The organism is Sphingobacterium sp. 2149, from assembly GCF_031455655.1.
Classification (GTDB): domain Bacteria; phylum Bacteroidota; class Bacteroidia; order Sphingobacteriales; family Sphingobacteriaceae; genus Sphingobacterium.
On sequence record NZ_JAVDTD010000012.1, the window covers coordinates 166,398 to 184,185 of the forward strand.

General features: G+C 40.6%; 15 protein-coding genes. 6 read left to right on the forward strand and 9 right to left on the reverse strand.

The annotated features are described in order from the left end of the window. Nucleotides 1–24 precede the first annotated feature (24 nt). Nucleotides 25–303 carry a hypothetical protein gene (locus J2X77_RS18065; protein ID WP_307184617.1) on the forward strand — a complete coding sequence of 93 codons (279 nt, stop codon included), beginning with the start codon at nt 25–27 and terminating at the stop codon, nt 301–303. Nucleotides 304–309: 6 nt separating this feature from the next. Beyond that, nucleotides 310–1,953 (forward strand): PepSY domain-containing protein, encoded by a 1,644-nt coding sequence (locus J2X77_RS18070; RefSeq protein ID WP_307184618.1) that lies wholly within the window; start codon nt 310–312, stop codon nt 1,951–1,953. 194 nt (nt 1,954–2,147) lie between these two features. Here J2X77_RS18070 and J2X77_RS18075 read toward each other — a convergent pair whose 3' ends face one another. Together J2X77_RS18075 and J2X77_RS18080 are read right to left on the reverse strand one after the other, a co-directional pair. Beyond that, nucleotides 2,148–3,563 (reverse strand): PLP-dependent aminotransferase family protein, encoded by a 1,416-nt coding sequence (locus tag J2X77_RS18075; protein WP_307184619.1) that lies wholly within the window; start codon nt 3,561–3,563, stop codon nt 2,148–2,150. A 2-nt stretch (nt 3,564–3,565) separates the two neighbouring features. Then, on the reverse strand, nt 3,566–3,937 hold the full coding sequence (locus J2X77_RS18080; protein ID WP_307184620.1) for a hypothetical protein: 372 nt from the start codon (nt 3,935–3,937) through the stop codon (nt 3,566–3,568). 399 nt (nt 3,938–4,336) lie between these two features. Here J2X77_RS18080 and J2X77_RS18085 point away from each other — a divergent pair, with 399 nt between their 5' ends. Next, on the forward strand, nt 4,337–5,458 hold the full coding sequence (locus J2X77_RS18085; protein ID WP_310081890.1) for an ATP-binding protein: 1,122 nt from the start codon (nt 4,337–4,339) through the stop codon (nt 5,456–5,458). A 46-nt stretch (nt 5,459–5,504) separates the two neighbouring features. Here J2X77_RS18085 and J2X77_RS18090 read toward each other — a convergent pair whose 3' ends face one another. Together J2X77_RS18090 and J2X77_RS18095 are read right to left on the reverse strand one after the other, a co-directional pair. Continuing rightward, nucleotides 5,505–7,196: a HEPN domain-containing protein gene (locus J2X77_RS18090; RefSeq protein WP_307184622.1), complete on the reverse strand. Its 1,692-nt coding sequence runs from the start codon at nt 7,194–7,196 to the stop codon at nt 5,505–5,507. Between the two features lie 242 nt (nt 7,197–7,438). Continuing rightward, nucleotides 7,439–8,215, reverse strand: a complete 777-nt coding sequence (locus tag J2X77_RS18095; RefSeq protein ID WP_307184623.1) for a hypothetical protein — start codon at nt 8,213–8,215, stop codon at nt 7,439–7,441. Between the two features lie 181 nt (nt 8,216–8,396). On the opposite strand from J2X77_RS18095, the gene J2X77_RS18100 reads away from it, so the two are divergent. The 3 genes from J2X77_RS18100 (at nt 8,397) to J2X77_RS18110 (ending at nt 10,661) form a co-directional block, all read left to right on the forward strand. Next, a complete protein-coding gene (locus J2X77_RS18100) occupies nt 8,397–8,813 on the forward strand; it encodes a hypothetical protein (RefSeq protein WP_307184624.1) in 417 nt (138 codons plus the stop codon). Nucleotides 8,814–8,844: 31 nt separating this feature from the next. Further along, nucleotides 8,845–9,225 (forward strand): hypothetical protein, encoded by a 381-nt coding sequence (locus tag J2X77_RS18105; protein WP_307184625.1) that lies wholly within the window; start codon nt 8,845–8,847, stop codon nt 9,223–9,225. Between the two features lie 215 nt (nt 9,226–9,440). Beyond that, nucleotides 9,441–10,661, forward strand: a complete 1,221-nt coding sequence (locus tag J2X77_RS18110; RefSeq protein WP_310081892.1) for a hypothetical protein — start codon at nt 9,441–9,443, stop codon at nt 10,659–10,661. Nucleotides 10,662–10,842: 181 nt separating this feature from the next. Here the strand turns inward: J2X77_RS18110 and lipB are convergent, their stop codons facing one another. The 5 genes from lipB to J2X77_RS18135 form a co-directional block, all read right to left on the reverse strand. After that, nucleotides 10,843–11,538, reverse strand: coding sequence for a lipoyl(octanoyl) transferase LipB (gene lipB, locus J2X77_RS18115; RefSeq protein WP_307184627.1), 696 nt, complete (start codon nt 11,536–11,538; stop codon nt 10,843–10,845). A gap of 60 nt (nt 11,539–11,598) precedes the next feature. Beyond that, nucleotides 11,599–12,789 (reverse strand): GTPase HflX, encoded by a 1,191-nt coding sequence (hflX, locus tag J2X77_RS18120; protein ID WP_310081894.1) that lies wholly within the window; start codon nt 12,787–12,789, stop codon nt 11,599–11,601. A gap of 427 nt (nt 12,790–13,216) precedes the next feature. Continuing rightward, entirely contained in the window at nt 13,217–15,322 is a 2,106-nt protein-coding gene (recG, locus tag J2X77_RS18125; RefSeq protein WP_310081895.1) for an ATP-dependent DNA helicase RecG, read from the reverse strand. A gap of 66 nt (nt 15,323–15,388) precedes the next feature. Next, nucleotides 15,389–15,814, reverse strand: a complete 426-nt coding sequence (locus tag J2X77_RS18130; protein WP_293938043.1) for a hypothetical protein — start codon at nt 15,812–15,814, stop codon at nt 15,389–15,391. 302 nt (nt 15,815–16,116) lie between these two features. Further along, a complete protein-coding gene (locus tag J2X77_RS18135; protein ID WP_209578490.1) occupies nt 16,117–17,787 on the reverse strand; it encodes a SusD/RagB family nutrient-binding outer membrane lipoprotein in 1,671 nt (556 codons plus the stop codon). Between the last annotated feature and the right edge of the window lies 1 nt (nt 17,788).

A 17,788-nucleotide genomic window follows, 5' to 3' on the forward strand; every position in this document is an offset into this window, starting at 1 on the left:
TGTTGATTTCCTAACCGATAAAATATGCCTGCCAATAAAAAATATCTCAGTACACCCTTTCAACGGTTCCTGAAAATTACAGCCGGTTTTGTCGGTGGTTATGTTGTGATGCTCTCATTTCATGTCTTAGTCACACATATTTTTGAGAAAAAAGATGTTGTTGCTACAGCGTGTCTCACCGGTTATCTATTATGGGCAATATTGCTCTTATTGGCCTTCCTTGCTAAGAGCGGATGGAAGATATGGGGGATATACTTGCTTTTGGCAGCAATTTTCTCTTTGCCTTATTTCTTTAAAATGTAATTCGTCATGAATAACCGAAATTATAATATTTACTTCAATACACATACCATCAGTGGCATTACCATTTGTGCTATCCTCTATGTGATATTCTTTGCGGGTTCATTTGCATTTTTTAGACATGAAATTGCTGCCTGGCAGAATAATACATCCTATAAAACCTACCGTGAAGATCATCAAAACTTTGACCGATTGCTAGATTCAATCAAGGGGCAGACCAATTTACAAGGACGTGATATCACCTTTTATATGCACCGCGAAGGCACAGCAGCTTATGTAGCACTTAGTGCATCTAATGATACAATCGTAAACAAAGAAAATTTAGCCAAGATAACGCCCGAACAAAAAGCCGCAAAAAAAAATAGCCGAAGAAGAGGAGGAGAGGATGATTCGAAAAACTTTACCTACAATTTCGCCAACAAAAAATATGGTGATTATGTGCAGAATTACGATATGGGAGAGTTTTTATTCCGTTTACATTTCTTGGCCCAACTCAATCAAGTACCGATTAGGGTAGGCATAGCACCATTTGGTTATCTTATTGCAGGCATAACCGCTTTTATTTTTCTATTTGCTCTTATCACTGGGTTATTGTTACATTGGGATAAGATTGTATCGAACTTCTTTGTATTCAGGCCTTTCAGCAAATGGAAAACAGTATGGACCGATATGCATACGGCATTGGGTGTTATCGGTTTTCCATTCCAATTTATCTTTGCCGTGACCGGAACCTTTTTGATTATCAATTCGGTATTGGCTTTACCACTTAGTAAGCTGCTTTATGACGGTGATCAACAAAAAATGTATCAAGACATAGGTGTTAGTGCGGATACAAATTTCCCTTATACCTATAAGCACCTTGATGCACAGGTTAAGATCGCTCCATTTTTGGATTTGGCAAAGTATAAATGGCCAGAATCCGATTTTCAGCGCATCACGATCAAAAATTACGCAGATTCCAATATGCATGTTGTTATGGAACTGGAGCCGCATTTTAATAAGAGTTTTGCTGGTTCGGGTATATTATCCGTGCGAGTTGCCGATAATACAATTGTTGCCGAAAAATCCCCTGTAAGCCAAGCTACCTATGCAGATGGGGTCCGCAGCATTATATATCGGCTGCATTATGGCGATTATGGAGGCTACCCGCTCAAGATGGTGTACTTTATTTTAGGCGTTATGGGCTGTCTCGTTATTATCTCCGGTATACTGATCTGGTTGGTCGCGCGTGACAAAAACAACGTAATTCCACGAAAACGAAAATTCAATTTCTGGGCGGCCAATATTTTCACAGCAATATGTCTGACGATGTTGCCTGTCACTGCATTAACTTTCATTGCTATTAAATTGATTCCGGAAGTCAATCAGGATTTTATATACCGCGTTTATTTCTATAGCTGGCTCCTATTTTCACTGTATTATATTATCCGGAGAAGCATTCGCAGAACCAATCGCGAAACATTGCTTGTGGGAAGTATCTTGGCATTTTTTATTCCACTTGTCAATGGTTTTATGACTGGTAACTGGATCTGGGATACCTTCCGCAATGGACAGCGGGATATTTTTGTCGTCGACTTTTTATGGCTGATGATTGGTATAATTGGTTTAATCGCCTATAACAAGACTAAAAAATTCTTTGAGACGATTCGTTAACAAAAATTCTTTTCTCTCTGCGAGGTAAATATATTTCGTGCTTTTAGATTTCAGCGCGCCAACAAGGTATCCTTGGCGCGTTTATAGGATAAGGGTTAAATACTTTTAAGGTCAAGATCTGGGTAGACAACGCCTCGCGGCGCAGATCAATTTTTATCCAATGATACCAAACTGATGATCGCGGAAATTTCCTCTTACAATACAGCCTTAAAAAATCGCCCGAGGCGCATCAGATCCTGTGCCGTCTTTTCGTTCCAGTCCACCGCATAGTTAAGCCGAATACAATTCTTAAACTGATCGTGCTGCGTAAACATCCTTCCAGGTGCAAAACTCAACTTTTGTCTGAGCGCATAATCGTAGAGCACCGTTGAGTCTATCTTTTTGTCCAGCTCTAACCAAAGTACAAAGCCACCTTCGGGCTGCGACATTTTGGTGTTTTCAGGAAAGTGTGCCTCAATGCTGTTTCTGAAATTGACATAATTGTTGTACAGTTTTTTTCTGAAACTATTGAGGTGATGGTCGTACCGGCCGATCTGTAAGAATTTAGAGACCGCCTCTTGATAAATTGCAGGCTGCGAAATCGTCTGTATGAGTTTTTGTTTTAGGATCTTATCCTTGTATTGCCCGGGCTCAACCCAACCGAGCCGAAAACTTGGGGCTAATACTTTGGTAAATGATCCACACCACATTACCAGTCCCTCTTCGTCAAAATATTTGCATGGCTTGGGCCGTGACGAACCGAAATAGATGTTCCCATAGAGGTCGTCTTCAATCAATGGAATATGGTGGTGTGCCAGTAGTTTGACAAGCTCTTTCTTGTGCTCCTCAGGCATGAGTGCGCCCAATGGATTGCTAAAGTTGGTGACAAAACAACAGACATCAATTTTATGAATAACTTTTTTCAGAGCATCCAATTCAATTCCCGTAATAGGGTGGGTAGGAATCTCGATGGTTTTGAGACCCAATAGTTGAAAAGCCTGAATAAAGCCAAAATAAAGGGGACTTTCTACCGCTATGGTGTCGCCGGGTTTAGTGACGGCACGAAGGCAGCTGTAGATGGCATTCATGGCACCCGACGTGATAATAAGATCCTCGTCACTTATTTTTCCTTCAAGTACCAATGACCATTTGGCAATTTCTTTCCGTAAGTTCGGACTTCCCTGTACCTGTCCATATTGATCACCGTAATCATGCAGCTCATGAACCGACTCTATAATGCATCGATTAAGTTTTTGAATCGGAAGTAATGATGCACTGGGTAAACCCAGTGAAAAGCGTGTAATTTCCTTGTCTTCCAGGGAGTGGAAAACTTTATCGATCAATGCCGCGGGATCTTGTTTCTTTTCGTCGATTTTGAAGGTAGAAATGGACGGGATAGCCATCCGACGAAGGCCGGATCGACTAACGAAATAGCCTGATTTGGGACGTGATTCAATTAGCGATCGACTCTCTAGTTCCATATAGGCACTTTTTGCCGTATTTAAACTTACATTGTATAATTTCTGAGCGCTGCGGACAGAAGGTAAACGATCGCCATATACTAAAGAACCATTTTTGATCTGGTTCTCGACAATATTGGCTATTTTTTTATATAACAGTTGCTGTTCCATCCTTATGCTAATTTACTGTTTCTGCTTTGATTTAACCAGTTATTATATCGGTAGATTCCTTTTCTGAGCGATTCTTCCGAACCAAATAGGTCCATCAACTGCTGCTCAAAGAAGGATTGCGCTTTGTCCGTGAATACTTTGAAGAGCGTATCCGAAATAGGACCCTCGTAGGTCATTTCGACCGACAGTAAATTCTTTTTGCAGAGTATTACAGATGAAAAGGCTTTTAATTGATTGCCTTGTTCGAGCACTAGGAAAGGCATGCTTATCGAGTCTGTATCCAGGTGTTTTTTGTTGAGTATTTCTTTGATAAGCGCTAAATCAGAAAGATCCACTTGTCTGATCAGATACGGTTGATGTGCAGTTGTCGGCATAAGAATAAATCTTTTTGCTAATTTAAGAAGGGTACAGGATGCAGTTTAGGTACAGAGTGGTGTTAAAACAGGGGTACAGAAAAAAATTAGGTTGTCCTGTGATTTTTGTAATTTCCATTTAAGATCTTTAGACTTTATCTGGATACTTGTCGGTGGCGTGGTTAGCTATTGGTTAGAAATTTTCTTACAATAGCTTTCCATCTCCTAGTTACATTCTTCGATAAATGTAATGGTGATTTCTTAAAGGCTTCAACTGATCAATTCTGCGTATTCCATCGTATTTAAGGCAGTATTTAATAGTATACAAAAGTTTAATAATCTTGTTATTCACCAAAAGTAATGCTTTTTGGTGAATAAACTCACCGAAAAGCATTACTTTTGGTGAATACAGAATGTACTATGATACAGCGATTAATCAAAAATAAGTTGGAGCAAGCACTTTTTAAGGGGAAGACTATCCTACTAATTGGTCCGCGGCAAGTAGGTAAAACTACCCTGATCAAAGAGATACTTTCTGGTGACGATTATTTATTTTTGGATGGGGATGATCCCTTGGTAAGGACTTATCTCAACAGTCCTAACACAAAAAAGATTGAAACAATTATTGGTCAAGCTAAAGTGGTATTTATTGATGAAGCACAGCGCATCGAAAATATAGGTTTAACAGCAAAAATTATACATGACCAATTTAAAGATGTACAGCTTATCCTCAGCGGATCCTCGGCGCTTGAGTTGAAAACTCATACGCATGAACCATTGACAGAACGTAAGAGAGAGTTCAATCTTTTCCCTATTTCTTATGCAGAATATGAGCATAGTAGTGGCTTTCTTAATGCTGCAAGCGATCTGGAAACCAGACTGGTTTATGGATTTTATCCAGAATCGATTACTAGCCGCGGTGACGAACGGGAAGTACTCAATGAGATCTCTCAAAGTTATTTGTATCGGGATATTTTAGCCTTAGCGAATATAAAAAAACCAGAAGTTCTCGAGAAGATCCTTCAAGCCCTAGCCTTTCAAATTGGATCCGAAGTGAGCTATAATGAAATTGCCCAGCTGACAGGAGTTGATAAAAACACTGTTGCCAATTATATTCATCTCTTGGAAATTTCTTACATTATATTCCCCTTGACTTCCTTTAGCCGAAACCTGCGTAATGAAATAAAGACAAATCGAAAAATATATTTTTATGACAACGGAATCCGCAATGCTGTGATACAAAACTTTAATCCAATCGAATTAAGAGATGATGTGGGTGCACTTTGGGAGAATTTTCTGATTTCAGAACGCTTAAAACACAACAGTTATAGCCGACGTTTTGTCAACAAATACTTTTGGCGGACGAAACAGCAGCAAGAAATCGATTATGTAGAAGAAGCGGACGGCAAAATAACTGGTTACGAATTTAAATGGAACCCTAAGGCGAAAGCAAAAATACCGTCAAATTTTGTAGAAGCCTATAGCGCAGATGTTCAGGTAATCTCAAAGGATAATTTTAGAGCGTTTATTGGTCTTGAATAATCCCTTGAAATAAGGGTGCCCAGGCTTCTATTTTTGATAGCCCGTTCTATTCAACTTGTTCGACCAGCTGTTGGTTAGAAATTTTCTCAAAATAGCTTTCCATCTCTTGGTTACATCTTTCCATAAACGTTTTTGTGCGTTTTTGCAATTCTATAATTGTTAATGGATCTCCTTTATAATTTGCATTGTGCGTAAATTGTTGTTGTGCTTCCGTAATGTTTTTAAAGGCCTTAAGCGACTCTTCACGGTCCAAGCAAAATGTGGCGTAAGCATCAGGAACTATCAATTTGCAGAGTTGCATGAGGAAAGTGAGATTGATCCGTTGCGGTTTGTATTGAAGTACGGTATTGATTACGCCAAGACAAACTTGTTCCAGCGCTTGAGATAACATATAATATATGGCCTCGATGCTTATTGCTAAGTAGTCTTCCTCACAAGGTAAATATAATGTGCGCGCGTTATTATAGCGTGTCTTCCATTGTTGACGTACATAACCTAGATTTAGCTGTGGGGCAATGATGCTTTCCCGATCGATATTGGCTATGGATGGATTCTGAAACCAGATGTCGCCCACTTTGATGAGCGAGACAAAAAATGGATGCCCGTTTGAGAGCTGTTTGGTGAAAGCTTTCGTGTTTTCCGCGACCATCGTAAGTGATACATTGTTGGGAAGCATACCTGTTATGAGCTGCGTTAGATTATTGATGTCGGTGCTTAAAATATCATAAGCGACCAAGATATAGTAAGCATGCGTTATGCAATCATTTTTTACCCTTTTCAGCGCATTATGATAGTTGTGATGATCAGAATCATAACCGAAACATACGACCAGCGCAGGGGTGCAATAGCGCTCTATAGCATTTAAAATGAGGTCCCGATAATTAGCGTTACAATAACTTTGATTGTATATTTCATTGTTATTTTTGCAATTTTCAACTTCGAAGTTAGTGACTGCAGGCGAGTTAAGTTTTGACTTAATTTCTTTGAATAAAATATTCGAATAATCGTATATCCAGTTTAATGTATTGATAGCAATCTGATAGGCTGTTTCTAATACATCTTCATCGATAAAATAGTCAAAGTGATATCGATAGTCAATGTAAGCCTTATTAATTTTCTCCAAAGCCTGTTTGTTTTCGTTATTATCGGCTAGTGTGCCGAGGCGATCGTCGAAAGCTTTGAGATAGTTTATATGGTTTTTTAGCGAATGCGACTTTTTATCCTCAACGACGAGGATGTTTTCTGCTGTTCGAAATGCAAGTTCTAAAGCTTGGTGTAGCATAAATGCTGCGTGTGCATGATTTTTATGTTCGAAATAGAAATTGTAACCCTCTATAAAAGATCGAATCTTGCCCTTTTCCTTATCGATATATGTTCGTGTTTTTTCGATGACTTCGTCACTTTTATTATCTGGTAAGACAAGGGGGATGTCTTGCACAGGATTCAGATAAATGCGGTTTTCAGGTTGGCAAATAAGGTATGCCCGACCTAAACCTTGATCTATTTTTTGTTGTATTTCGTGCGTGAAGTTCACATTGATATATACATTGGGATAGGAACCAACAGTTTTGTTTATAAGACCATTGGCATCGGAAAATCGGATTCCGGCATTTGAGCTAAGATTGACCTGTAACATTTGATACTTTTTACCATCGTGGTCAAAAGTCCATTGGTAAATTTCATCGACGGCAACGGCACGAAGGATTGCCTCGATAATAGGGGTAAGTTCGGTGTTCATAATTAATTTGGTTTGGTGTTCTGGTTATTATCTATTTTTCCTTCATACCTCTTTGTCGACGCACAAATTAGGTTTTTATTAAGCACTGTTTTAAGCGGTATTCAACGAGCCTGATACCATTTATTAATTCCCTTCTTTAATTAATCATGAATAGTTTATTTTTCAACTGTATTCATGAATTGGTTGCACTTTGGTAAAATAATTTATGCGGGTTTCATTGATCTTTGGTGATTTAAAAGAGATTAGTCTATCGTTTCTAAAGTGCTATTTTCGCTTACGGGGATTTCTGATGTGTCCGAGCTTTGGCTGTCTTCAATATCACTACTATTTTTCTGCGCTTCTTTTTGAGCATATTTTTTATCAATACTTTCTTCCATGATTTGCCGTAATATAGGTTTCTCTTTGGTAGACTGATGAGGTTCATCATTGATAGCTTTTACATAAGATGGAACATTTAAGGATATTCCCTCATCTTTATAAATATAGTGTAGGGCGAATGCGAGGCGCATCAGCAATTCTCGTATGGCCATAATTTGATCGCCAAAATATTCGTAGTTACCGGAGTCGGATACCGTTAGATAGTGCATGATATCATCCATTGTATCGTACCATTTTTGAAGAGATTGGTAGGAGAAGAACTTACTGATGGTGTCAGAAGGATCTATATGTCCATGGGTCGTATATTCCAGTTTAAATACGTAGTTGTGGTAGTCTTCTTTTGTCGAAAAGAAATTCAATGGATTTTCTTGTTTCGGAAGTTGACATTGGTGAAAAATTACATAAGCCACCTCAATCTGTTTGATCATTTCTTTGCAATAATATCCGTTTTCAGCAAAATTGCGATTTGCCATTTCGGGGACAGTTGCTGCGTTGACAAAAAGCTGAATATGATTCATCCAACAAATAATATCCATTTCATAGCGATAGAAATCCCTGATATAGATCATTGGATTTTTGACTATATCCTTGCATAAATAGCGAAAATGTTTCGCTTTTAGTTTCTTTTCCGTATTTTTCATCAGATTATAATTTTTTAGTCAATGAAACCGCTGTTAGGGCTAATGCTGATCCGTGCACTGATTTAAAGCCTTGTTGGTTTCATATTTTTTGGTTCGTAAAGTAGTTTATAATTGTCTTCGATGACACTAAATTAAGAACTATTTTTCGGTAAAGCAAATATTTATATTAAAATTTTCGGTAATGGGTTCTGTTTTGAAGAGAATTAAGATTGTTGCGGATAGGGAGGGGATGAGTGTTTCAGCTTTTGAAGCTACAATAGGGGCAAGTAAAGGGGTTTTTACCCGTGCGCTTGCCAATGGAACTGATATACAATCTAAGTGGTTAATAAATCTTGTTGAAAAATATCCGCAATATTCTTCCGAGTGGTTACTAAAGGGGGAAGGCGATATGCTAAAGCCTAATCTCATATTAAAAGAAGAAGAGGGAACTTATTTAACACCTGAATTGGAGGGAATTACGAATTCTGTAATCAATAGTTTGAGACAGGTTATAGCTTCGCAAAACATCACGATTAAATCTCAAGAGAAGACAATTATGTCCTTGGAGAGATTGTTGTCTTCATTAGAAAGAGAGCTCGATTTACTAAAGAATAAATAAAGCACAAAACATTTTTTAAAAAGGGGCAAAAGTGAATGTAAAGGAACGCGTGCTGCTGATCGCCGAAACCAAAGGCATCAGTAAAACCAAATTTTTCAGAGATGTGCAACTTTCCTATGCAAACTTTAAAGGAGGGCAGAAGAATACCGCACTCAGTTCGGATGCCATGATCGCTATATTGTCCAAACATCCCGATATTAGTCCCGCATGGTTGTTGATGGGCGAAGGAACCATGATGCGGAAGGATGAGAAAGTGGAGGTAAGTGCGCCGCCTGTCGAAACACCTCCAACCACAGCCGAAGGCCTTGGGATTTATAAGCAGTTGGTCAATGCTTTAGAGCAAACGGTCAAAGCACAAGAAAAGACAATCCTCTCATTGGAAGTTCAGGTGAGTTTACTGCAACGCAAATAGTGACATACGGTAGTTTATACATCTGATCGTTCCCTAGCTCAAAAAATACCTGACCCCCGTGATTTCATTGGCTTCTTTTTTGTTTTAATTTCGATACTAAGAAGCTGTTTGTTTAACTGGCATTTGGGAACGCTTCAATTGCATTTAGAGAAAGAGTATTCCCTGCTGTTTGAGCGATATTAAACGTAGCTCATATCTGAAAAAGAATTAAATGTATGTCAAAAAAAGGATTACTTATACTCTGCTTTTTTGTTAGTTGGTTTATCAATTACGCAGTAGCACAGCCAGCAGGTCAGCGGCCAATGTATACCTCAACATGGGGGCACCTTTACCGTGAAGCAGGAAACAGTAAAGACCTCTTGGGAGTTTTTCCGACGGAGGCACCTGTCTACCTGCTAGATTCCACCAATACACAGTATAAGGTGCAGGTGAGTAATGGGGATATCGGGTATATAAACCGTCAGCCCCTCAAAAGTGCCATGTTCGGAAAAAAATCTGCTGGCGAGCCAAAACAATATTTCTATCGTGGAACAACAGATGCCCAATGCCCACATTTCTATATACAGGTCTCGCAATTGCGCGTGCATAAGGCACCCAATACAACAAGCACCGCTGTGCGTAGGGCAGGGCTCAATGAAATGGTATGTGTCGATTATGTGCCGCTGTATGCTGACGGATGGGTGTATATTGGCGATCACTTTCATGAGCGACCTGAATATATTCAAATGAAATATCTGGGGGCTCAACTCACCTATGAAAAGGTCTTAAAAGATTACTTGGACGTCAAAGGAAAGGATCAGGAAAAGGAGCTGGCGGCGGTAGGTCGTCTGCGGGAAATAGGCTGGACCAAGTATTCCAAATTGAAAGAAGCCCTTACTTATTGGAAGGAAACCTACACCAAAGCAGGAGTAGTGGATCCCAAAGTTGATATCGATTTTGAATTGGTCTTGGCCGATAAGTTTCACAATGAACTCCAGTCTGAAGTATATGCAAAGAAACTAAAAGCTTTAAACTTTCATTTCGAGTGGAAAGGCGTGTCTTTATTTGACGGAAAGATCACAGATGCTCAAATGAAGCAACTGGCTTTACAACGGGTTTCCGAAATCCCGGATATGCCCGAATGTGGGTGGGAGCCACAGTACTATTATAAAACACCCAATATGATCGTCGCTTTTGAAAAAAATAGTAAAGGGCGAGTGGCGGGTAGTTTGTACCAGCTATTTTTTAGTGCTGGCGAAACCATTGTCATGGGGAGTGAGCGGATGGGTGCTAATTATGCAGAAAAAGACTTTGTAGACCACTTTGGCGACCTGCTTTCGGCGAATTGGATCACTGATCCGCATGTATATTATATCCAGAACGGCGATGCTGGGCTATTTATCTTCAGATTCGCCGATGGGAAACTCGCCAGCTACGAATGTATGTTTTACTGTTAATATTCGAAAATAGCGTCGGGGGCACGGAAAGACCACTAAGTGTCTGAAGATGTCCTTCGTCTGTGTCCTTAGCAGGAATTTTATTAAACAGGAGGAACGGGGATGCTCAGAAATAAGGCCCTTTGAAGGGAAATTAAAATTCCGCTTTCAAAGGGCCTTAGTATGTTGTTGAAAACTTAAATTACACTATTTGCATTTCAAAGAGTTTCGCAATATGGCCTTTCAGTTTTTCTTTCACATCTTCCATGTCGACTTCTTTGCCAAGTTCCCGCTTTAACGACGTAACATCTTTATCGTCAATGCCACAAGGAATGATATTGCTAAAATAGTCAAGATCTGTATTGACATTGAAGGCAAAGCCATGCATGGTCACCCAGCGTGAAGCACGTACGCCCATCGCACATATTTTGCGCGCTGTTGGCTTATCCGGTTCAATCCATACACCTGTAAACCCGGGATATCTTCCGGCTTCAATACCAAAATCAGCACAGGTCAATATGATCGCTTCTTCCAGTGTGCGCAGATAAAGGTGGATATCCGTAAAGAAGTTGTCAAGATCCAGAATCGGGTAACCGACAATCTGCCCGGGGCCGTGATAAGTAATGTCACCACCGCGGTTGATCTTGTAGAATTTGGCCTCCTTCTCTTCGAGCCCTTTTTCATCTAACAGCAAGTATTCCTCGTGCCCGCTTTTCCCCAAGGTGTAAACATGCGGATGTGCTGTGAAGATCAAGTAATTTGGGGTAATGGTCGTTGTCGCATTGACCCTATTGTCGTGCTTGATATCCAATACTCCCTTAAAGATGGATTCTTGTCTGTCCCATGCTTCTTGGTAATCGACAAGACCCCAATCTTGAAACTGCACCTCTTTGTTCATTTCGTATTTTTTTAAACTTTGAATGGGCATAAGGCCCATTCACAGGATTGTTTGTCAAAATTAATACAATAAGTTATTGTATGGATAACGTTCATTGTGCATCTTCACAATGATATCGTACAGTTTTTGTTTGAACTCTTCGATATTCGTTTTATTTGTTGCTGATAGGAAGATTGCGGGATCTGCATTTTTTGCCATCCATGAATTACGGAAATCATCCAATGTGACCTCGATCTCTTCGCCATCATGCCCTTCTTCAACAGCCGGTTTGTAAAGATCAATCTTGTTAAATACCGTAATCACTGGTTTGTCCAATGCCTTAAGATCTTTCAATGTCTCATTTACTGCTTGGATATGGTCCTCAAAGTTGGGGTGTGAGATGTCGACTACATGGATCAGTACATCGGCTTCGCGAACTTCATCCAATGTCGATTTGAAACATTCCACCAAATGGTGCGGTAGTTTACGGATAAAGCCGACCGTATCTGAAAGCAGGAAGGGGAGGTTGTCGATCACAACTTTGCGTACTGTGGTGTCCAGTGTAGCAAAAAGTTTATTCTCGATCAGTACGTCAGACTTGGAGATCATATTCATAATCGTCGATTTTCCTACGTTGGTATAACCTACCAAAGCTACACGGATCATCTCACCACGGTTTTTCCGTTGCGTCTCGTTTTGCTTGTCGATTGCTTTTAGGCGTTCTTTGAACAAAGAAATTTTGTCCAGGATGATACGTCTATCGGTTTCAATCTGTGATTCACCCGGACCACGCATACCAATACCCCCGCGCTGACGTTCCAAGTGGGTCCACATACGGGTCAGACGTGGTAAAAGATATTGCAATTGGGCCAATTCTACTTGTGTCTTTGCCTGTGCAGTTTTGGCATGTCGGGCAAAGATGTCCAAGATCAGATTGGAACGGTCCAGTATCTTGCGTTTGAGTTCTTTTTCAATATTGCGCAGCTGGGAAGGTGAAAGCTCGTCGTCGAAAACAACGATATCAATTTCTTCAGCTTCAACATAAGCTTTTATTTCTTCCAGCTTTCCGCTGCCGACAAATGTGGCACGGTCTGGGAAACCCAGCTTTTGTGTAAACATGCCTTTGGTCTCCCCACCGGCAGTCTCCACAAGAAATTCAAGTTCCTCCAAGTATTCCTTTGCTTTTGTTTCCGTTACGCTTGGGGTGATGACACTCACCAAGACGGCTGTTTCGGGTTTTATAGCTGTATCGTGTATTTTAAATCTGGCCATTTTGTACTATTAAGTCTTTTAAGTGAAATCGAAAGGAGATTGAACAGTGCTGTGCAAGCTATTTATTACCTAACTCTTGTTATTCATTCACTTTTTTAATTATTGTTCAATGAGCCCGAAAGCTCGATGTTTGTTTGAAAAGGTAAATTTAAGAATTTATGTATTTGTACACCACACAAGACTGATGCCGATTATGACATAATTCTCCATTAACCAATAAATTTCCTGTGATTTGCTTACCAGGGCAACTCAAAATATGTAAACGTTCGGTCGCCATCTTTTGCCTAGTAAAAGAAGGGATATTTTCTATATCATGTTCATAATGATGCAAAAGTAAATAAATTTGGTTTTATATACAAAAAAGATAAGGGGCTTTTAGGAAGCCCTGCCCTGATGGATCAATTTTCCTAGCGAAAATGACATGCGATTAAGAAATCTTGTCCCAGGCGATACCCTCTGATTTTCTTGCGAGGAAGCTTCGGAGCAAATGATTTTTTTCGCTTTGGAGCATCGGGTCTTCTTTGAAGATTTCGATAACGGTATTTCGGCACTCGGTGAGCAGCGCTTGATCTGTGGCCAGATTTGCCATTTTGAGATCAAGAACACCCGACTGCTGTGTCCCGGATATATCGCCCGGCCCACGGAGCTGCAGATCCACTTCTGCAATTTCAAATCCATCGTTGGTACGCACCATGGTATCCAGTCTCAACCGTCCTTCTTTGCTCAGTTTATTCCCCGACATCAGGATACAGAAAGACTGTTCGGCACCACGGCCTACGCGGCCACGCAATTGGTGCAGCTGGGATAGCCCAAAACGTTCGGAATTTTCAATGACCATGACCGAAGCATTCGGGACATTGACACCGACCTCAATAACGGTGGTAGCAACCATGATCTGCGTTTCATGTTTGACAAAGCGCTGCATCTCAAAGTCTTTATCTTTTACGGGCATTTTACCATGAACAATGCTGATCTTATACTGTGGTAGCGGAAATTCACGTTGCAAATTTTCTAGGCCTGCTTCTAAATATATCAGATCAAGTTTTTCGCTTTCCTTGATGAGCGGGTACACCACATAGACCTGCCTGCCTTTGGCAATCTCCTCACGCATAAAACCAAACATTCGTAAACGCGAACTTTCAAAAAAGTGGACAGTTTTGATTGGTTTACGTCCTGCAGGTAATTCGTCTATGACGGAAATGTCCAAGTCGCCGTACATGGTCATGGCTAGTGTCCGTGGGATTGGTGTCGCTGTCATAACCAGCATATGCGGTGGAATGACATTCTTGCGCCAGAGTTTTGCCCGCTGTTCTACACCAAAACGGTGCTGTTCGTCAATTACTACGAAGCCTAGGTTGTTGAATTTTACCTTATCCTCGATCAGGGCATGGGTGCCAATCAAAATATCCAGGCTACCATCCTCCAGGGCCTGGTGGATCAGACGACGTTCTTTCGTACTGGTGGAGCCAGTGAGAAGCTTTATCGTAACAATATCTTCGCCAACAAGATCTTTAAGTCCATGATAATGCTGGGTCGCCAGGATTTCTGTCGGAGCCATCATGCAGGCCTGAAATCCATTGTCTACAGCGAGCAGCATGCTCATCAGGGCAACAACAGTTTTCCCGGACCCTACATCGCCCTGTACGAGGCGGTTCATCTGCGCGCCTGTGTTGGTATCCAGGCGAATTTCCTTCACAACGCGTTTCTGCGCTCCTGTTAAAGGAAATGGAAGGCGCTCGTTAAAGAACGTGTTGAATTTTTCACCGACTTTATTGAAGCGCTGGCCTCTAAACTTCTGGGTATTGAGCTGTTTGTTGTTGAGCAACTTGAGCTGTATAAAGAATAGTTCTTCAAACTTGATGCGTTTAATCGCTTGGTTCAGCTCCTTTTGATCGCTTGGAAAATGTATGGATGCAAAAGCCTGTTGTCTGGAAATCAAACGATGCTTAATGATGACATCCTGAGGAAGCGATTCGTCAATACCACGGAATACAGTTTCCAATGCAGTCTGCTGCAAGCGTTGGATCCCTTTGGTATCCAGATTGAACTTTTTGAGTTTTTCTGTCGACGAATACACCGGCTGCAAACTCATGTTGCCGATCTGTTTAACCTGCGGATTATATAAATCCATTTCGGGATGCGTAATGGAAAGCTGCCCATTGAATTCGCTCGGCTTGCCGTAAATAATATAGGCTGAGCCGACTTTTAATGATTTTTGGAGCCATGGGATGGACTGAAACCAGACCAGTTCCATGGAGCCCGTTTCATCTTTGAAAGAACCGACAAGACGTTTCGTTCTTTTCTCGCCCACGAGTTGTAGCGAAACCAATCGCCCCAGTACCTGTGCCGCCATCATATCGGGATGAAGTTTCCGGATTTTATGAAACTCTGTACGGTCGATATAACGGAAAGGATATTGCGTTAGTAGATCACCAATGGTAAATACCTGTAACTCTTTCTTGAGCACATCAGCCTTTTGTGGACCTACACCTTTGAGGTATTCTATGGGGGTAATTAAACTTAATTCAGTCATTCTTCTTGAATGGCTAAATTACGAAAAATTTATGCGTTTATGGAGCCGTTTCTTGGGCTAGTGTGACTATTTTGAAGCAGATTCTTCATATTTAATGTCTGCTTTTCCTTCTTTACAGATCATGCCCAATGGTTTGCGATAAGGTATACAATTTATTTTGGGAGCCATCATTGGCTGGTATATCTCCATCAACCGGTTGTTGTCATTGATCATATTTTGCAAGGTTGTTTTGTCAACGGATTTGTGATAGGGAAGGTAACTTGTCCCACATACTGTCCGTATTTCCATCATTTCCCATTCTGTGGCGTCAGTACATGATTTTGGGCTAGCAAAGGCAATGATTTTGCTGTACTTCTCATTGGAAAGCGACTCAAGTTCCTTTTCTGTTTTATCCTTGTAGGCATTTTCGAAATGTGACTCCGATTTACAAACAACAAATAGCATGCAACATGCCAATAGGGTCGTAATACTCAAAATTGAGAGATTTTTCATAATCTTCTTCTTGGTTTTATTAATCAAACGGGTAATTCTTGGTCTTTGCTACAAAGGATTTCCATTAAGTTTTTGTCAAGAGAAATTTGATTTTGAACTCTATTGCGCATAATTTTCATTAGATTGTAGGTTTGAAACAACAATATGTTGGTAAAAATGTAGTTTTAAAACAACATTATTTAGTTGACTTTGTAATATAGTTACAACAATCTGGAAACTTTGTTAATTTTCAAGATATCATAAAAAAGGGGCATCCAGTTATGGATTGCCCCTTTTTTATGATATCTTGGCTAATTTCTCGATTAGAAATTGCCCTTATTTACATCCCACCAAAGTCTGGTACCGCCGTTGTCAGGTCCGCCCAACAACGAGATTGCAGATTGTACTTCAGCTGCATTAGTGTTGTATTCATTTTGTGGGAACGGTAAGCGACGGATCTGTATTTTAGTATCGATCAGTCCACCGCTATTGTTGACCACAACTGGGAATAGACGTGGATATCCAGTACGGCGGAATTCACTCCAAGCTTCTTGTCCTTCAGGGAAGATCGCCAACCATTTTTGGGTGATAATACGTTCCAGTTTTACTTCGTTGGAAGCTGCATCATCCCATTTTACTGTAAGAGCACTTGGTGAATCAGCGTTATTCTTCGCATTGAAAGGATCGACATATGCGGCGGCTTTGCTGGTGTTATCATTGAGGTAAGAACTTAGACTCGAGGTTACACCCCATTGCGTGAAGGAAGTCTCCACTCCTTTTTCATAAAGTGATTGCGCTGTTCCGCCAGCATTGTTCCAACCTCTCAATGCTGCTTCCGCACGAAGGAAGTAAACCTCAGCTGCGGTCATTAATACCGGTGCTGTTGTTGCCACGAAAGTTGGTGTTGTACCTTCGGTATTCAATGCCGATAGCTTTTGGTATTTGTCTTTTTCGATACCATCTGCACCTGTGCGGATTCCGATGTATTGACCAGCAAAAGCCGTTGTTGATGCATCTTTAGTAACGGGTGACATGTATTTGGAAAGACGGGGGTCTTTTAACCCAACCATATAGGATGAAAGTGATGCGTTGATCCGTGTGTCAGCCCAATTTTTGGAAATAAACCAAAGTGGGTTGCTGTAGGTTCCGTCTGCTGGTACAGTGATCTTGAAGTTTTCGCTGTTACTTTCCAATACACCGCCATTTGCTGGATCCAGTGCTTTTTCAGCTTGTGTTTTTGCTAAAGCAGCATCGACTTTAACCAAGCGCATCGCTAAACGCAGGCGTAATGAATTGGCAATTTTTAACCAATTTGCAAATCGAACCTGATTATCTGAATTTGGAAATACAAGATCGATCTGGTCGATTTTAGCCGCCATTGGACTATCCGCTTTGTACGATTTCAAGGCCGTTACAGCCTCATCGAGCTCTTTGAAGAAAGCAGCATATACATCGGATTGTTTGTCGTATGGAACAGTATTGGAGGTGCCTACTTTACTATATGGAATAGGGCCATAGATATCTGTAACACGGCTCGCCGCTTCTACTTTGATCACTAATGCGGAGCCCCATAGTGCTGGATAGGTCTCTGCAAGACCATTGCTTTTTAATTTTTCAATGGATTTGATAACGTTAAGATAAAGCACTTTAAATGGTTCTCCATTCCATCCATTTACCATGGCATAATTCAGGTTGTTCTGACCGCTATTAAACGGCGTGGGAGACATGAAATAGCCCGAAAACACGTCTGCATTCAGATTTTGTTGTACTTGATAAGAATTAGGGTCTCCCGCACCGGAGAAATTGTAAATAGACATTTGTGCATTTTTTAAAAAAAGCACAAGATCTTGTCCGTCCCCCTTTAAATCTTCATCTGTAAGCCCAATATTGTTTTTGTTGTAATCCTCAAAATTCTTTGTACAGCTGGTCATCGTTCCTCCAAGAAGTAACATGGCCAGGGAGAATTTGGATATATATTTGATGTTAAAATTCATT